The 18,386-nt window shown below is 37.6% G+C and carries 13 protein-coding genes; 4 read left to right on the forward strand and 9 right to left on the reverse strand.

Annotated features, from left to right (window positions below; translation table 11 throughout):
- Positions 1–24: 24 nt before the first annotated feature.
- Positions 25–1,062, reverse strand: coding sequence for a Gfo/Idh/MocA family protein (locus BLS35_RS27330; RefSeq protein WP_090787897.1), 1,038 nt, complete (start codon positions 1,060–1,062; stop codon positions 25–27).
- A 188-nt stretch (positions 1,063–1,250) separates the two neighbouring features.
- Here BLS35_RS27330 and BLS35_RS27335 point away from each other — a divergent pair, with 188 nt between their 5' ends.
- Positions 1,251–1,829, forward strand: a complete 579-nt coding sequence (locus tag BLS35_RS27335) for a hypothetical protein (protein WP_090787929.1) — start codon at positions 1,251–1,253, stop codon at positions 1,827–1,829.
- 171 nt (positions 1,830–2,000) lie between these two features.
- On the opposite strand, the gene BLS35_RS27340 is transcribed toward BLS35_RS27335, so the two are convergent.
- The 6 genes from BLS35_RS27340 to BLS35_RS27365 form a co-directional block, all read right to left on the reverse strand.
- Positions 2,001–4,040 carry a BACON domain-containing protein gene (locus tag BLS35_RS27340; protein WP_090787900.1) on the reverse strand — a complete coding sequence of 680 codons (2,040 nt, stop codon included), beginning with the start codon at positions 4,038–4,040 and terminating at the stop codon, positions 2,001–2,003.
- Positions 4,041–4,045: 5 nt separating this feature from the next.
- Positions 4,046–4,888: an endonuclease/exonuclease/phosphatase family protein gene (locus BLS35_RS27345; RefSeq protein WP_090787902.1), complete on the reverse strand. Its 843-nt coding sequence runs from the start codon at positions 4,886–4,888 to the stop codon at positions 4,046–4,048.
- 18 nt (positions 4,889–4,906) lie between these two features.
- Positions 4,907–6,421: a RagB/SusD family nutrient uptake outer membrane protein gene (locus BLS35_RS27350; protein WP_090787905.1), complete on the reverse strand. Its 1,515-nt coding sequence runs from the start codon at positions 6,419–6,421 to the stop codon at positions 4,907–4,909.
- Between the two features lie 21 nt (positions 6,422–6,442).
- Positions 6,443–9,841, reverse strand: a complete 3,399-nt coding sequence (locus BLS35_RS27355; RefSeq protein ID WP_090787908.1) for a SusC/RagA family TonB-linked outer membrane protein — start codon at positions 9,839–9,841, stop codon at positions 6,443–6,445.
- Between the two features lie 64 nt (positions 9,842–9,905).
- Positions 9,906–10,877, reverse strand: a complete 972-nt coding sequence (locus tag BLS35_RS27360) for a FecR family protein (RefSeq protein ID WP_090787911.1) — start codon at positions 10,875–10,877, stop codon at positions 9,906–9,908.
- A gap of 112 nt (positions 10,878–10,989) precedes the next feature.
- Positions 10,990–11,571 carry an RNA polymerase sigma factor gene (locus BLS35_RS27365; RefSeq protein ID WP_090787914.1) on the reverse strand — a complete coding sequence of 194 codons (582 nt, stop codon included), beginning with the start codon at positions 11,569–11,571 and terminating at the stop codon, positions 10,990–10,992.
- A gap of 316 nt (positions 11,572–11,887) precedes the next feature.
- On the opposite strand from BLS35_RS27365, the gene BLS35_RS27370 reads away from it, so the two are divergent.
- The 3 genes from BLS35_RS27370 to BLS35_RS27380 all read left to right on the forward strand — a co-directional run bounded on the left by BLS35_RS27370 (position 11,888) and on the right by BLS35_RS27380 (position 14,908).
- The gene (locus BLS35_RS27370; RefSeq protein ID WP_090787917.1) at positions 11,888–12,508 is read left to right on the forward strand and encodes a phosphatase PAP2-related protein; all 621 of its coding nucleotides are present in this window, start codon (positions 11,888–11,890) and stop codon (positions 12,506–12,508) included.
- A gap of 491 nt (positions 12,509–12,999) precedes the next feature.
- On the forward strand, positions 13,000–13,746 hold the full coding sequence (locus BLS35_RS27375) for a LytR/AlgR family response regulator transcription factor (RefSeq protein ID WP_090787920.1): 747 nt from the start codon (positions 13,000–13,002) through the stop codon (positions 13,744–13,746).
- Positions 13,747–13,819: 73 nt separating this feature from the next.
- The gene (locus BLS35_RS27380) at positions 13,820–14,908 is read left to right on the forward strand and encodes a sensor histidine kinase (protein WP_090787923.1); all 1,089 of its coding nucleotides are present in this window, start codon (positions 13,820–13,822) and stop codon (positions 14,906–14,908) included.
- 354 nt (positions 14,909–15,262) lie between these two features.
- Here the strand turns inward: BLS35_RS27380 and BLS35_RS27385 are convergent, their stop codons facing one another.
- Together BLS35_RS27385 and BLS35_RS27390 are read right to left on the reverse strand one after the other, a co-directional pair.
- Positions 15,263–17,821, reverse strand: coding sequence for a zinc-dependent metalloprotease (locus BLS35_RS27385; RefSeq protein WP_090787926.1), 2,559 nt, complete (start codon positions 17,819–17,821; stop codon positions 15,263–15,265).
- A 112-nt stretch (positions 17,822–17,933) separates the two neighbouring features.
- Positions 17,934–18,386 (reverse strand): thioredoxin family protein (locus tag BLS35_RS27390; RefSeq protein WP_139205899.1); only part of this gene is annotated, 453 nt, incomplete at its 5' end.

Genomic DNA, 18,386 nt, shown 5'->3' on the forward strand with positions numbered 1-18,386 from the left:
ATATATCTGTACCTGCTAAATTTTCTACTTTGTGAAACTATCCATCACCTGCATCGACATGATTGCCTGTTCGGCAGAACAAGGATTATTGGTTTTACCCAAAAAGTATTTAACGACTTCCTCTATCATGGGTTGTTGTACGTGTTGCAGTGGGTCAAATATAAACTCTTGCTCGTCATTCCCCTTACTTAAAGTTAATTTATGACCAAACATTGGGAAGCTGATTTTTCCTTCTGTACCAATGATTTCGCAAATATCTGTTTTTTCATCAGCGGAAAAGCACCAGGAACCATTAAATACGACGCCATTATGGAACAAAATATGTCCGGTAACTAGGTCGTCTACCTCATATGGACTCCCTTGATTTAAAGAGATTCCCATAGATCTATTCACCTCTCCAAAAAAATAGATCATTAAATCCAACTGATGAGGTGCAAGATCGTGAAATAAGCCACCGCCCGATATAGCTGGATTCAACCTCCAGTTCGTTTCTGAGCCCGCAATCAGATCTGAATTTTGTGGCTGTAACATTTGTAATTGAACCAGTTTAACCGCTCCTATTGCTTTTTCTTCTAAAAGAGACTTAACTTTTAAAAACATAGGTTGGGCCCTCCGGTAGTGCGCTACTGTAAGTTTAACATCGTATTTTTCGGAAGCAGCTTTCATCCTAATTGCAGAGGCCGCATTAAGGGTCATAGGTTTTTCAACATATACTGGTTTTCCTGCAGCCATGGCGCGCATCGCGTATTCTTCATGTTGTAATGGCGGAGTTGCGATATAAATGGCATTTATTTCGGGATCATCAATCAACTGATCAGCATCGTCATACCATTTAGGAACGTTATGGCGTATGGCATAATCTTTCGCTTTTGCACCATCACGGCGCATGACAGCAACCAATGATGAATTTAAGACTTTATTAAATGCAGGACCGCTTTTGACTTCAGTAACGTCACCGCAACCTATAATACCCCATTTGATTTCTTCAGTTCCATTTCTCCCCAGCATATTCCAGACTTTTTCGATAAAATAGTTAGGCTTATTACTTAATGAGACTTCCATGCTAACTATAATCTTTTTAATGTTGTTTACACCCTTTTAGCTTCCTAATCAACTGAAAAACAAGGCTAATTTGCCTGGTAAATATCTTAAATAAATCGTTATAAACAAAAAAGGAGTAAAAATTGTTAATGTTAATCAGGAAACTAACAATAGTTTTACAACCTAGAAAAACATTAAAACAAAATCTTATGAAAAAGCTAATTTTTACTATTATTTTAGGAAGTACGATGGCATTTGGAGCAAGTGCCCAGATCCAAAAAGGAAATGTAATGATGGGGGCAAACTTGTCGGACATCAGTCTTGGCTTAGATAAGCCGAATCTCTTTCAATTAAAGATTAATCCTAAAGCAGCCTGGTTTATACAAGACGGTATGGCTGTAGGTGGTGAGGTCCAGTTAGGTGTTGTATCTCAAAAAGGCGTAGGTACTTCATTTACTTATGGTATAGGTGCTTTAGGAAGGTATTATGGAGCTACCGGTGCAAATGAAGTGGTAAAAAACTCCAGGTTTTTTGGAGAGGCTACTGTAGGATTTCAGGGCATTAACCCAGCTGGTGGCGGAACTACCAATGGATTAGGTTTTAGTTTTGGGCCCGGCTTTACCTATTTTGTAACCAGCACTATTGGACTTGAAGCTTTATTGAAATATAATGGTGTTGTGGGATTTGGATCCAGCACATACTCTAACTACCTGGCACTAGGCGTGGGATTCCAGATCTATTTGCCTGGAAAGAGCACAGCAAAAAAAGTACAACGTGATATGAAATAACTTGCCCTAGCCAGGCAATTGATATTCAAAAAGCAGGATTAGCCCTGCTTTTTGAATAAAAAGGAAAATTTATTTGGATAATTAAAAAGAATATGTACTTTTGTGGTGAGAGCGTTAATTTAACGGGGGTAAGTCTTAGGATCTATCCCCGTTTCTTTTTTACCCCAGCCCCTATTTATTGTACTTAATTGAAACATGTCCAAGTCTGGTTATAGCGGCTGCGGCTAATGTTCCGCCTGTTGGGCTTGTGGCTGTACCTACAATTTTATTCTTAACCCTAAGTCTGATATATAAATTCGTTAAACCTAAGGCGGTGTTTGGAAACTGAAAGTTAAGCACTTTTAGTCCTGGCACTTGAGTAAGCAAGGTATTTGTATAATCTACTACATCTTCTAAAGTATACTCCCCTACCTGATTCCATACTCCGGCATCTGTTCCAGTGGCAGACCATTCAACAATAAAGTTTCGGGCACCACCAATATTACTGTTACCTTCTATTTGTAACGAAATTGGTTTGGTAATACCAACCGTTGACACCGTGATATTCCAGGAAGCGCCTTTAGCTTTAGTATCATTCCACCAGTTTTTACTATTCCATGCACCATTACTAATTGCACCCTTTACGGTAGTTGCTTCCGGAATAAGGCCATTGTAATCCGTACCAGCCGAAATACCATTTGCACTGAAGTCTAATGATCCCTTTTCACTCTGCTTTAAAGTTCCGGCACCAATATCTGGCGTCATAGGGTTCTTTACTTCAGTTGCACCGGCAGTATTTTCTAATTTAAATCGACTCCATTCTACCAATACATTAGAAAATCCATCTTCTCTATTTTCTTTCAAGGCGATATCTTCTCTTTTGAGGTGTCTGATTGCATACTTGCCAATATCACCTCCGTAACGTGGAAGCTGCTCATAAACTAAAATACCTGTAATGTCACCAGATCCCTGCGGTACACGTTTGCCATCCCTTCTATAAGGCACGTCAATATTAGTCAGCATATACATGCTGTTCCCATTAATATCCCTGATATTGGTAGGATAAACATCCGTTCTTAAATTGTAACCCTCATTAATATTAAAGAAGCTACCAGATGGAACACTGATTTCTACTTCTTTTAATTTTACATAAGTATAAAGGTCATTATCAGTTAAATCCTTCATATATACTTCCCGAGGTGATAAAATAGATGCACCAGGAGTTTTTGAGATGATGTTTACTGATTGCACCTGATCTAAAATAGTTCGACTAGGATTGTTTTCCTTTCTGAGGCCAATCCCTTTTAACCATAGTTTAACCACATCGCCATTCCCATATATATTGTCTCCGCCTGTTTTTGTCCTGATCAGGAAGCCTGATTTACCATCCATACTTTGAATATAAACGGTGATGGCATTTTCAGTTTTGTCTACTTCATGTTTGTTGGTAGCCTTATTTGCATTTAGTCCCATATTTGGGTTACCCTTATCACTAATAATAACACCCTCAATATAAATATCTTCCCTAACTACCCCGGCGGCTAGTGCTGTTTTAACATAAGCAAAGTCTTTAAGTACTGCCTGATCGTAATTGCCTTTTGGGTTTTGAGTAATTAGAATAGAATCCTTAACCGTTGTACCCAAAGCATCTTTATACGACAACCTAACCAGTGCTTCACGCGCTTCAGTCAACAGATTTTGCGAGAGTGTAAAATTCAGATCTTTGCCATTAATGGTCAGCCCTGTAATCCAATCCGCGCCACCATTCTTATAAATTTCCTCATGCTTCATCAAATTGAAAGGTACATTTGTGCTGATTGCACTTTTCATAAATCCGCCATTTGCTATGCCATTTGCACTCGCATCAAGGATATTGATTGCAGCAACAATACCACGCTGTTGCAGATCAACCGTATCTGTTTTGTTATTGGAGCTAATCAGAATCTTTACAGATCTTGGCAGATTTCCAGTGTTACGCTGCACAGTAGCTAAAAACTCACCCTTTCCTGTTGATCCTTCTTTATCTAACGTAACCCAGGAAGCGTCACCTTCGGTTCTCACTTTCCAGCTTTCATCAGCGTAAACGAGCACTCTGGTGCTGCCAGCGCTATCAGCCACACGGATAATTTTGTTGTTGATGGCCAGATCGGTACTAAACTTAACCAATTCCTCTTTTTTACAACCCGTTGCAGCCGCAACTGATAATAAGGCGTAAAACAAAAATCTTTTCATAAGGCTTATTTTTTATCTTTAAACTCCATAATAACAGGTACATGATCTGAGTGGGTTGCAGTAAACTCATCCCTTATAAACTGGGCTTTTGTTACTAGTGGCATTAGATCTTTACTCACATAGATGTAATCGATTCTATTGCCCTTGGTCTCATTTCCTGTAGCTTTTTCTTTTGCAGTGTCGTGCAGCCCAAACTCTAATATTCGTTTTTGAACCTCAAAATCAAGATATTTTCCATCAACAAGATTTTCGTGGAAGCTGTATTTCTTAGCCATCTCTTTTAACCGATCAGCATATTTGCCATCAGCATAATTGTCTTTGTCTAATGGAGACAAGGAGTTAAAATCTCCCATGATTATCCATCTTTCTTTCTGTGCTGATGCCGAGATAGTGCTCAATATGACATCAATCTCTTCCCGTCTTTTCCAATATTTGTGTGGCGATAAATGGAGAACAATGACATTGAGATCCTTAATTTTAGCTACAATAAAACCGTGATGCATATTGTCTGTCACCTTTTGTACATCTACAATTGGATATTTAGAGGTTAATGCCACAGGATATCCTGGTTCACGCAACAGCACTGCATAAGTATGTCCGTAACTACGAGCCAGGTCTTCCAGTGATTTCTGGGTAAACTTATTGCATTCCTGTAAGGCAAGAATATCTGGGTTTTCTGATTTTAACCATTTTACGAAATCCTGTTTGCCTTTCGTTGTATCAGATTTCATTCCCTCCAGGATATTATAGCTAATGATCCTGGTTTTATTTTGTGCCAATATCATGCTACCTGATCCCATTAACAACAGGAACAAGAACATTGATATTTTTCTATATAGTGTCTTCATTTTATGAGTTTTATTAGATTATTGACCTGTGTAAGTAGGATTAGATAAATTTCCAGATGATCTCATCACTTCGCTATCAGAAATTGGATAATATTCGTGGTATCTTCTAAGGTTATTGTTGATGTCTACAAATTCAGTCGCCGTAGTGGCTTTTACTGAATCATAGAAGATCCCCCAACGAACCAAATCCCATTTTCTGGTGTACTCACCCATTAACTCTCTGGCTCTTTCTTTTTTAACTTCTTCAAAAAACTCGGCTTTACCTGGGTGTGTAGCCAATTTATAATTAACCGATGCTCTACCTTTTACTTCGTTGATGCTAGCTAGCGCAAGGGAATAATCTTCAGTTTCGTTGGCACATTCGGCCATAAGCAGCAATACATCTGCATATCTGAATACTTTTTGATTGTTTCCATCAGCAACATTATCCATTCCTGGACACCAGAATTTCGCACCCATCCAGGGCTTCCCTGTTCCATTGGCCGACTGTGGTCTTTTAAACCACTTATCATCATAGGTATAGGCCAAGATAATATTGCGGCGCGGATCATCTAATTCATACAGCGACATAAAATAGGCCGAAGGTGTAATAGAAGCAAAAGGATTAGCTTTAGTACCCAATTCAGGAATGGATACACCATCATAAGTATCTGTTGAGCCACTTTTTGCTGGCGTGAAATAGCAGGCCACACTACTTGTCTTTTTAAGCCCTGCGGCAGACCATACAAATTGAACCTCGAATATAGATTCAGGTGTATTTTTGTTTCTAAAATAAGTATCAATCAGCGGGTACTGAATCAGTTGACCGTATACTTTTTGAATCTCTTTTAATGCCACTAATGCCGTTGGATAGTCTTTATTCCACATTGCCATTTTTGCAATAAGTAGATAAGCCACAGAACCAGAGATCCTATTGTCTACAACATCCGATGTTCTTTTATCAGGTAAAGCGGCAGCATATCGCTGTAATTCTTCAACTAATGTTTTCCTGATTTCTATAGCACTGGTTCTGCCCAGGCGAGTGATCTTTTGAAGTATTTCCAATGTAGATACATTCTCTGTATAAAATGGAACATCACCAAAAGTACTTGTGAGCACGTAATAATACATCGCACGGAGGGTAATACCTTCGGCAACCAGAGCTTTTTTTCTTTCTTCGTTAACAGGTGAATTTTGAATACCCTCTATAGCGGCATTACAATACATCACTCCTTTATACGATTGAGTCCATAAGCTCTGTCCCATACCCGGGTTGGCTGGTGAAATTTCAAATTTTGTATCAATATAAGAGGAATTGAGGTAGGCCAAATCTGTTGTGGCTTCATTGGTAAGCATCAATCCCGAATTAAAAACACTATTAAGAGGAATATAACAACCGTTTAATGCTGCAACACATTGGTTTTCATTATTGAAAAACTGCCCAGGAGTAACAAAACTGTCTGGATCCTCTAATAGTGCATTTTTACAAGCGCCGATCAATAAACTAAATGTTGTTAATACCAGCAATATGATGGTGAGTTTTTTCTTCATCATTTTATATTTTAATCTTGAATATTAGAATTTAAGTTCGGCACTGAATGTTAGGGTTCTACTGTTAGGATAAGCACCGTTATCCATTCTTCTGATAGTTGAACCTTCACTTTCCGTAGATACCTCTGGATCGTAGCCATTATAGTGCTTCCATAAATAAATGTTATTGCCACTTGCTGTAAGTGTAAGCGACTTCAGAAGGTTATTTGTAGGTTTAACCAGGTTAAAAGAATAACCTATCGAAGCATTTTTAAGCCTTAAAAAACTTGCGCTGTGTACAAACCTATCGTTAGGTATATCGTCCTTAGAATCGGCTCTTGGATAATCAGAAGTTGGATTTCGTACCGGATGCCAGGCATTAACCATGTATCTAAACTGATTGGATAGATAGGTCCCTGTTCCCATAAATAACTCTACAGGGTTATATATTTTTCCCCCTATCGAATAGTTTAGGAAAAAGCTCAGATTAAATCCGCGGTAGCTAAAGCTATTTTGGATACCTCCATATAGCTTTGGATCTGCATCCCCAAGATAAATGAGGTCGCTGTTATCCAATATTCCGTCATTATTTTGGTCTATGTAACGCTGACGGCCTGGCTGATAAAAATTAGGTGCAGCAGAGGCAAACTTTTTGTCTGTTAAATTTTGAGTGATTTCTGCCTGGGATTTCCAGACACCAGCGTATTGCATCCCCCAAAGTGCGTTCAAAGGTCTGCCTTGTACATAGCCATACATCATATATTGTGCACCATAACTGTTGTTGTATGCAGAAATTCGATCCAAACCACCTATATCCTCAACCATTTGCTTGTTATGGGCCAGCGTTACTGTGGTAGACCAGCTGAAATTTTTACCAGTAATGTTTTTTGAATCAATGGCAAGCTCCAGCCCCTTGTTAGATGTTTTACCAATATTGGTTAACCTACTGGTATATCCAACGTGAGTAGGCAATTGTACAGTAAGTAATAAGTCTTTTGTTGAACTGCTATAGGCATCAAATGTGAAGGCTAATCGATTCTTTAAAATCGCCAGATCAACACCTAAGTTATAAGATGTCGTCTTTTCCCAGGTCAGGCCCTCGTTGTTTATTCTTGCAGGATAATACGATACTGGTATAGCACCGTCAAATATATATCCGCCAGAACTTGATGACAAACGAGATAAAGACTGGTACTTAGAAATCGCATCATTACCCGAAACACCGGCGCTTAAACGAATTGCCAATTCACTAATTCCCTTAAGCGGTTTCATGAAATCTTCTTTAAGCACATTCCATTTTAATGCCGCTGATGGAAAATAACCCCATTTATGATTCGCGGCAAAGTTGGATGCTGCATCGGCTCTCGCTGTAACTGTAAGGTAATACTTGCCACTGTAATTATAGTTTACTCTGGCCAGATTTGAGATTTTGTTTTGCTTTTCCAGACTGGATCCAGCATTTAAAGTTTCTTTTGAAGGAATTGCAGTAAGATCATTGGTTTCGATATCATCTATAAAATAACCATCCCCACTAGCAAATAGATCTGTTGTCCAGAAGGTTTGGAATGTAATCCCGTAAACAGCGTCTAGATTGTGTCGTTTGTTCCATACCTTTTTATAGCTAATGGTATTTTCGTTCAGGATGTTATTGTCCCTAAAGGCTCTTTTATAGGCATAGGCACCTGTGTTTTTACTCATCCTACTCGGTAATGTGGATGGATAAAACGTATCGTCAAACCGATTGTAATCGTAAAACGATACGGAACTCTTAATCTTTAACGATTTAAGTGGGCTCACTTCAACATAAAGCATAGAAGAAAGTGTCTTTTTTGCCTGCTCCTTTTTCTGTAATAGTGAATTGGCCAAGGGAGAGTCAAATAAAGTACCATTATACCATTGGGTATTAAAGTCGTTTAAACTTCCATCAGGTTTATACGCAGGAATTGTTGGTGCTAAAAACACTGTAGAACGATACCAAAGCGTACTTGTACCTACATCAACCTTATTCACATCCTGATTGATATAGGAATAATTTAATCTTACCCCCGATTTCACATACTTATTAAAGGTTTTATCCAGATTTAAACGGGATTGAATACGTTTCATTCCGCTACTTAAAATAATACCCTCGGTATTGTTGTAATTGGCAGAAAAGTAGTAATTGGTTGATTTATCACCCCCAGAGACCGATAATGTATGATTTTGATAAGGCGCCTTTCGGGTGATCTCTTTGGTCCAATTTGTTCCCTCACCTAAAGCAATAGGATTTTTATAGGGATATTCTTCTATGGGTTTGGTCTGATTGGCTGTACTAGCGAAGTAAAAGCGATCGTTTTGAAGTTCTGCAAATTCCTGTGCATTCATCACATCCAGGAAACGTGGAAGAACAGATTGACCCATGTCTGAACGGAAAGTGAAATTAGTTTTACCATTGGTTCCGCCAGTTTTTGTAGTGATCAATATCACACCATTACTTCCCCTTGAACCATAGATGGCGGTTGATGAAGCATCTTTAAGCACCTGTATTGATTCAATGTCACTCGGATTAAGGTCATTCAGACTATTTATGGCATCAAGTACCCCATCAACAACATAAAGTGGCTCATTGGTTGCAGAAATCGAGCGCGTGCCACGGATACGTATAGAGGTACCAGCACCAGGTTCACCACTTGTACTCATGATTTCTGCACCAGCAATCCGTCCTTGTAGCATTTGATCTACCCGTACTACAGGAATATTCTCAATATCTTTCATTTTGAGCACTGTGACAGCACCTGTAAGGTCACTTTTTTTAACAGTTCCGTACCCAATCACAACCACCTCGTCGAGGTTACCGGATTGTTCCAACATCACAATATTTAAAGTAGTAGTCTCGTTTTCCCTGACCTCTACATTTGTAAAACGCTGCGTTTTATAAGAAACATAGCTGAATTCAAGGGTATATCTGGCTGAAGGAATATTGATAGAGAAGTTTCCTGCAGAATCAGTAGTGAAACTTCTGTTCAACTCAATCACCTTTATTCCTACACCTGGTAGATTACCACCTTTATCGTCTGTGATTTTCCCCCTAATTTTACCGGGTTTTAGTTTTTTAAATAGCCTTATACTAGCATTTTGTTCTTCTTTATAGCCTATGCCAGTACCGACAAAAAGCTTTTCAAGGATATCTGCCAATCGAGTCTGTTTAAATACCAGTGTATTTGTATTGAGCTTTTCCATATTCAATACAGCATTGTCAAATGCAAATTCTAGCTTTGCGGACTTTTCTAGCTTTTTAATAGCTTGATAGAGGTTTCCTTTATCAAAGGAAATAGTAACTCGCTGTTCAAGCGCCTGTGCTCTGCTATTTGCTGCCCACAAAAATTGCGTAACAGAAAATACGAGAGCGAATATCAATAGGGTAACACGCATAGCTTTCTGCATTTGCAGTAAGTTTTGTTTCATATGTGTAAGTTTGTTTTATGGCTTTTATAATTTGATTTTCATGTGCTTCGCACGTCGCTGAGTATTATCGTATCAATATTTCATGTCCTCTCTTTTTAAAATTATGCCCGTGAATTGCGCAGATCAGCTTCATGGTTTCTTCCAACGAACGGTCTGAGCGTATAGTTAAATTGTATTGGTAGGTGTGGTTGTCGGCAACCTCATTCCTTAAGGTTACACCGTAAATGTTGTGCATGGCCAGCGCGAGCTCTTCAAAGCCGGCTTTTTCAAGGTAAATCTTGCCATTAACCCAAGCGTCGTTATCGGTCGGAACGACTTTAGATAGTTGTATGGTCTTTTTCGCTTTGTGATAAGTGATCTGTTGGCCTGGAATCAGTATACCGTAAATTTTTCCCTGCTCGCTAACACTCACCTTCCCGGTAGTTACGGCAACTTTGATATCAGCAAGTTGCTTGTACGAACGAATATTAAAAGATGTACCCAGTACCCTTATTTCTAATTGTTGACTGTGAATGATAAATGGCCTGGTTTTATCTTTAGCTACCTGGAAAAATGCTTCTCCTTCTTCAAGATAAAACTGTCTGTCTTTTTTGGAAAAATGATGTGGGATTCTGATTCTTGAATTTGCATTCAAATGAACAACCGAATTATCTGGTAGAATTACTTTCTTTAATTGCCTTGAGGTCGTAGCGACGGTCTGAAAGCTGATTTCAGCTGTGCTTATATCTTGTTTAGATTTAAAGACAAAGAACCAACTGGCCATACCTACAGCTGTAACCAGTACAATTGATGCGGCGATGTTCCTGAAGGTATTAAGTTTGTAAATAGGGCGATCAGGTTGATTCAACTGAACCTGTATCCGATTCAATAGGTCCTGTCTTAAAAAATCTTCATCAATTGCATTGTTTATACCGGGTACTCCTTTTTCCGACTCGCCAAATGAATCATACCAATTCTGAAGTAGATTTCGATCTGTTTTATTGAGCCTGTTTTTTAAAAAGGCAGTAAGTAATTTTTTGAGTTGACTTGCGTTCATTTTCGATATGTTTATCCGCTGTTTTAGCCGCGTTTAAATATATAGTAGAACTAAGTCCTGATTCTTCCCGAAGAAATGTGAATTTATTTTTTGAGCAAGTTTAAGCCTGGCTTTATTTAGCTCCTAGCAAAATATAAAGCGCCAGACAAATCGCTGAGAAGTCCTCAGGAAAGTCTCTTGATATCGCCTTGCGAATACGTACCAGACCTATTGAAATATTATTTCTTACAGTCTTTTCCGCAAGCCCTAGTTGCTCTGAGATCTCCTTTATGGACCGATCTTTAAAACGAAGTTTAAAAATTTCCTGCATCGTACCAGGCATTTCTTTAACTTCTGAATTTACTGTATTTGCAAAGTCTTGTTCTGTTAATATATCACGAATGTTGACCTCTACTTCATTCATCTTTTCCAACAGGAAGCTTAATGCCTTCGAATGAATAGTATGTTTCCTAAAATGCGCGATAATTTGATACTGGACCGATCTCCTCAAATATGCTTCAAGGGATTCGTTGATGTTGATATTCGCTCTTTCTTTCCAAAAATAAACAAACACATCCTGAACAATATCCTTCGCAAGCTCTTCATCCCCTAGTCTTCTATAAGCTATGACATACAATTTTTTCCAATATGTATTAAAAATAGCTGTAAAAGATTCAGATTGTCCATCAATCACATTAGCATTGGTAATGTTCATTTAAATGAAAATTAATAATAGATTTTGGTGTCGTTCGTTTTTTCAGACAAAACTAGATAATCAAGTATTTGCCCGGTATTAAGTTTTTGTTAAGGAATATTGCTGGTATCTTGTTGCTTTGGTTTTTATTTGGTTGACCTAATTTATAATATTTTGTAATAGAATTTAAATAAATTAAACAAAATAAAACCAGCCATCCTAAATTCTTTGACAAGAAAATGTTAAGTTGTATATGAATATATCATCAGTACTTGCAACTTATCTTTTAAAATCACTTTATTTGTATAATTTTACCAACTAAATACTAACCAATTTAATGCAGTCTAAACAGTTTACGTGGCAAATAGCTTGGGATTACCAGGCATTTAGAATTAAATTCATTCTTGGAATGATACTTCTGGTTGCCATTTTGATTTTTATACCTCATTTTTTCTCTCATACGGAAGCCAGAGAAGGAATTGTATTAAATGACAGGTTACTTGCTTACATCCCCGCAGAAGATGTTTCACTACTGATATTTCTAGTCCTGTACACGATGATTGGATTATTGTTGTATCGAATGTCCAGAAACACAATCATGTGTCTTACTGCATTATGGTCGTTTATTTTTGTCTGTCTGGCCAGAGTAATAACCATTACGTTAGTTCCGCTTGATCCACCTGTTGACATCATTAAATTGGCAGACCCCTGCTCCATTTTCTTTTACCATTCTAATGTAATTACTAAGGATTTGTTTTTCTCCGGACATACGGCGACAGCGTTTTTGGCTGTACTCTGTCTGGAACGTAAAAATGATAAGATTCTCGCTATAATCGCTACCTTGGCTATTGCAGTATTGCTCTTGATTCAGCATGTTCATTATACTGCTGATATTTTAGCCGCTCCTATTTTTACCTGGGGATGCTGGTATCTGGGAAAATCAATGGCTAAAATATAGCACACCACTTTTAAGTATTACAGAGATTTTCTCGAAAAATTCGGTTGTAACAGATATGAAGACAAAGTATTTGATTGCACGGATTTTGGATATTTGCGCTTTTGGCGCTTAGTTATTTAGTAACTAAAGGGAGGATGAACTCCCTTTAGAACTAAATATACAAGAGAACGTACTAAATCCTTTTGACACACTATTTAAAATTCCTGATGCACATAATATGCACCAGGAACGTTGTTTTTAATAGGTACATTAACTAAAAGTATAAAAGAAAGAGATTACCTCCAATTATATTACGTGAATACCCCATTTCACGTGGTGAATAATAGTCTGCACGTGGTGAATGAAAAATGAACAACTCTTGTTTTATGTGAATAGAATACCGTTATTTATAAATTAATTGAAATAAAAGAACTTATTACGTGAATGATGCTTTTTTCGTGGTGAACATGCAATAAGTTTAGATAAAGTAATGCCGGTTAAAAGCAAATTCGATGGATGGTAAGTTAAATTGCGTTATTATTGATGATGAAAAGCATGCTGTTGACCTATTGGGAGACTATATAGAGGCAATGCCTAATTTACATCTGGTTAAGTATTTTACCGATCCACTTAAAGCACTAATCGATATTACCGTTGAAGATAATATAGATATCCTATTTATGGATGTGGATATGCCCGGCATGACTGGACTTGACTTATCTCAGGCCATCAGGTATAAAACTAAATACCTGGTTTTTACGACTGCACATTCTAAATATGCTATCGATGCCTTTGGTGTACAAGCTAACGAGTATCTATTAAAGCCTATTTCGATGAGTAAGTTTGCCTTGATGATCAATCGTTTGCTAAAGTCTGAATCAAGTCTTAAAAAGGCGTCAAATGATGAGGATTTCTTTTTTATAAAAACTGATCAGGTTCAGAAGTATGTAAGAATCAATTTGAAAGATCTTATCGCCGTTGAAGGATTGAATAACTACGTCAAGATTCATACGGTTGGTGGAATGCACATCGCTTATTTAACCATGAAGGAGCTAGAGGTTAAACTGGATGGCAACAATTCCTTTATCCGAGTTCAACGATCGTTTATCATTTCTATGGACTTCATCAATAAAGTAGAAGGTGCCTCTATTACTTTGAACAATAAGCTTGAAGTGCCATTGGGCACGACTTATAAGAAACATTTTCTGACTTTCTTAGAGAAAAAAACATTAAGATCTAGTCGAGGATTATCGGAATAAACGCCTCTTTTCTATCGGCTGATCTTTATTCAAGATTATCTAAAACCATTACACGAAAACACGACTAAATTAAATGAAAAAACGTTTGCAAAATATTTTTTTTATAATTAACAATAACCGGATTCATTTTATCGCCTGGTCCTTATTCATTTTTTACGAGGTAGTGGTTACTGGGATTTTAAGAGGATACTTTGCTACTTTTAGTAATTATGCAGTGTTCTACATCCTCAACATTTGCTTATTTTACTTTCATGCTCATGTGGTTATGCCATCTGCAAAAAACGAGACTTCAAAAGCTATCTGGTTGCTGCCGGTGTTAATTTTTATAGAAATAGTTGTATACGTTCCTATGACTATATATATCGTGTCCTTTTTGCAAAAATATGCTGGCTTAACCATTTATACGCCTGCTGAGCTCAATAGTACGTCCATAGCGAATGGGGTTTGGAGAACATCTTATTTCTTGCTTTTTTCATCAGGATACTATTATCTAACGAATTATCTAAAAGAAAGGAAGACTGCTCAGCTTGCAGAAAAAGAACGATTACTGATGATTATTGAGCATCAAAATGTTAATGCCGAGTTGATAAAATCTCAACACGCACATCTAAAAGCGCAGATTAATCCACACTTTCTGTTTAATACATTAAGCTTCATTTATTCAAACACACGTAAAGTTGTCCCTGAAGCCGCTGAGGCCATTATGTCATTATCTGAAATGATGAGGTATGCCATACAGGATGATTCTGATCGTAATTTCACGGCCTTAACACAAGAGATTGAGCAAATAGAAAACCTCATCAGGCTTCATCAGATCAAATCTGAAAACGGACTCAATATCTATCTGGATTATGATGATAACTTGAAAGATATTGAAATCCTTCCTTTAATATTGATCACCCTGGTCGAAAATATATTTAAGCATGGAGATCTTTTAAAAGATGAACATCCAGCACGCATTTCCATCAGCTGTGATGGACAAACGCTTGTTGTTCAAACTACAAACCTGATCAATACCAAAACAACCGGCACAAGTCATCATATTGGTTTAGAAAACATCAGGAAAAGACTTCGTATGGTTTACGAAAATATGGCATCACTGCAGACAGAAAAAGACATCAATAATTACTTTAATGTAATGCTAAGGATTGAACTAAATTAATTTTTGTTATATTTAGGTTCTCGAACAAAACAACAAACTCCTCATATTTTTTTGGACCGTTTTCAGGGCTGCATTAAGCTGGTAGGATTGCTACGTCTGGCTTCTTAACAAAGTCGTCCCCGCTTCGACTCTTGTTCATCTCTGGTTCGACTCTGTTCGGTAAATTCCGATTGCAACATATCCAGAAGACTAGAAGTAGTAAAGCCATATTAAGAAGTGCTATCCAGCTTGCAAAGGACCCGCTTTCAAATCGAAAAAAAACAGCTTTTTAATAAGAATGGAAATCATATTTAACAAAAAGGGCTGGTCATAAAAATTATGACCAGCCCTTTTAATATGAAAATCGGAATGAACTTACGATTTAGGATTCAAGGCAGAATTGATGCGTACCAATAAGTCTTGTAAGTGATATTTGCTCATACCTGTCGAAGCTGGTATTGCAGCACGAATATCTTTCGCTAAAGTTGTTAAATGAGCGCGGCTGATGCTTGAAACATCTGATCCCATTGGATCTGCCATTCTCATACCTGGGAAATTTGACATAGGGTTTGATGACGGAGCTGGTGCTACAATTAATTTCGTCATGTTATCTACATAAGCTTTCTGTAAATTCCTTCTGTAAACATCAATATTTTTGTGTGAATACAATTCAGACCAAACACCAGTTTTAAGATCAGTAAACAGATTAGCTGGGCTATAAGCTTTAGCGCCGTTTAATGCTTCATCATTGATTAACTTGGTAATGGTATTCGCATTTTGAAGTTTAGCTAAAGTATTTTTTTGAACACCTTGGAAAAGATCTGTTGGATTGATACCAGTACGTTCGATTAATTCTCTATTGATTAACCATGTTGGTGTAGTAAACAATTGCGCATTTAAGAAAGTCATTGCTTCTTTTTGTTTTGCAAAAGGAACAGCTTGGTACATACCACCTTTTTCTTCTACAGTTTTAGGTGTTGAATATATACCACCAACATTCTTAACAACGTGTCCCATGTAACGAGTGTACTGACCCACAACTTCACTATAAAGTGTTTTTGCATTCTGATAACCTTCGTTTGGCTCTTTACTCCATGTTAAAATATTTGGTAAAATACGTTTAAGGTTTTTTATTCCATAAGTAGAAGCCACCATTGCGTTGTCGCCAATATCTTCACTTTGGTTACGTGGATCATTAGGGTCACTTTCAGTTCCAAAAGCTAAACGCTTGTTTGCGCCTACCCTTTTGATAATGGTTTCATTAGAATAAGAGGCTTCGTCAGCAGCAGTATTAAATTCAGGTAACCATTTATATCCCCATTCTATCGCCCACATATCGTAGTCACCAATTCTCGGGAAAATACCTTTTGCGCTAATGTTATCTTCTGGTTGAGCAACATAGTTGAAACGTGCATAATCCATGATAGATGGTGTATGTCCATTTTTCTCTACCCATTGTTTGTCTCTTAATTTCTCAACAGGTACTGTTGCTGAAGAACCGAAGTTATGACGTAAACCTAAAGTATGACCAACTTCGTGTGAGGATACAAAGCGAATCAATTCACCCATTAATTTATCATCAAACTTCATTTTACGAGCCTGAGGATCAATTGCTGAAGCTTGAATAAAATACCAGTTTCTTAACAACTGCATAATGTTATGGTACCAGTTGATGTGTGTTTCGATAATTTCACCTGTACGTGGATCATGCACGTTTGGTCCACTTGCATTTGCAATATCAGAAGGTTTATATACGATCACACTATGTCTGGCATCTTCTATGCTCCATGATGGATCATTTGGTGCTTCTTTAGCTACGATAGCATTTTTAAAGCCTGCTTTTTCAAAAGCAACCTGCCAGTCATTTACACCTTGAATAAGGTAAGGAACCCATTTCTTTGGAGTTGCCGGATCGATATAATAAACAATTTGTTTTTTAGGCTCAACCAATTCACCTCTTTTATATTTTTCAATGTCTTCAGCTTTTGGTTCTAATTTCCAACGGGTAATTAATGATTGGTTTTTTACACCTTGTGAATTGGCATCAAAATCAACATAACCTGTAGCGAAATAACCTACTCTTGGATCAAAGAATCTAGGTTTCATTTCTTTCGATGGCAACAATACCATTGAACTGTTTAGTTCGTAGGTCGCTGGTGTTGAAGATGGAGCTCCCCCCATCATACCCATCGCCCCTTGTGGCGCAGATTTCATATAGGTTTTAAGTGTCCTGATCTCAATATTCATAGGAAAAGCTTTAATTTCCTTGATATAGCTTCTATCAGCTATCTGACTACCTAGTGACAATGATTTTTTTGCTCCTGCATCAAAAAAGAAAATATCATTATCGCTGTTCATATAATCTGTAACATCGATAACAACACCTTTAACACCAGAAATAGAATCTTTAGCAAAAGCTTTGATGTCAAATGAAGCTACCAAAGGCTGAATGTTGGAATTCATTACAGATTTGTACATCCCTTGTTCTGTAGTGTCTTTAGAACGCTCGCCAAAAGAGATACTCTTTAAATATATTTTGTTTGAAGGTCCTTTTTCAAAGCTGATCACGTTGTCGCCAATCTGATCACCGCCATAACCGATCATGGAAGCACGGTTACCAGCAGCAGCTTTGCTTATTCTATTTACAGTTAAGATCTCTCTACCCAATAATGAATCTGCGATTTCAAAGAAATAACGATCTTCTACTAAATGAACTTTAAATAAACCTTTGTCTGTTTTTGCTTTCGCCGTTATAACCTGGTTATAAGGTTTTGGGGCCGATGCTGGGCCACCCGGACGATTCATTGCATTCGGATTAGCTCCTGGTGGTACGGTAGCCGGTGCTTGAGTTGGCGTTTTTGGATTTTTTTTCTGCGAAAAACCCTGATAGCTGGCGCAGAAAAGCACCAGTGCGATCAAACTTAATTTCTTCATTTAGATTATAGTTTTTATATGAGTGTTTGGTAAGTATGGTATAACGTTATGATAAGAATAATAAACTTCAAAAAAGCTATTGTTCTTATCATAACGTTAATTGAGTCGATATTTATTTCTTAAAAGCAGCCAAGCCACTTTTAAGATAAGCTGCATATTCTTTAGCATCAAAGATTGCACCTTGAGCAGGCACCAGTGGAGTCAAATCATGTCCGGCCAATACATATAATGGCTGAGCATTTGATCCGTATTTTGTGGCCTGGAAATCTAAGTTCCAATAACCTAAATCATCTGTTTTGCGTTTTAAAATATCAGAGTAATGAACTTTCTCTGCCGGCATTTTAATGTTACGATCATCAGCATACAGCTGGATCAATACATATTCTTCATTGATCAGGCGGGCAACTTCTTTGTCGACCCAAACCAGATCTTCCATTCTTCTACAGTTTACACAAGTGTGTCCGGTAAAGTCAAGCATAACAGGTTTACCTACCTTTTTCGCGTATTCCAATCCTTCTTCTAAATCAAAGAATGGGTGAAATCCTACAGGTGGTTTCAATGACTC

The sequence above is a fragment of the Pedobacter sp. ok626 genome, assembly GCF_900100435.1.
GTDB lineage: Bacteria > Bacteroidota > Bacteroidia > Sphingobacteriales > Sphingobacteriaceae > Pedobacter.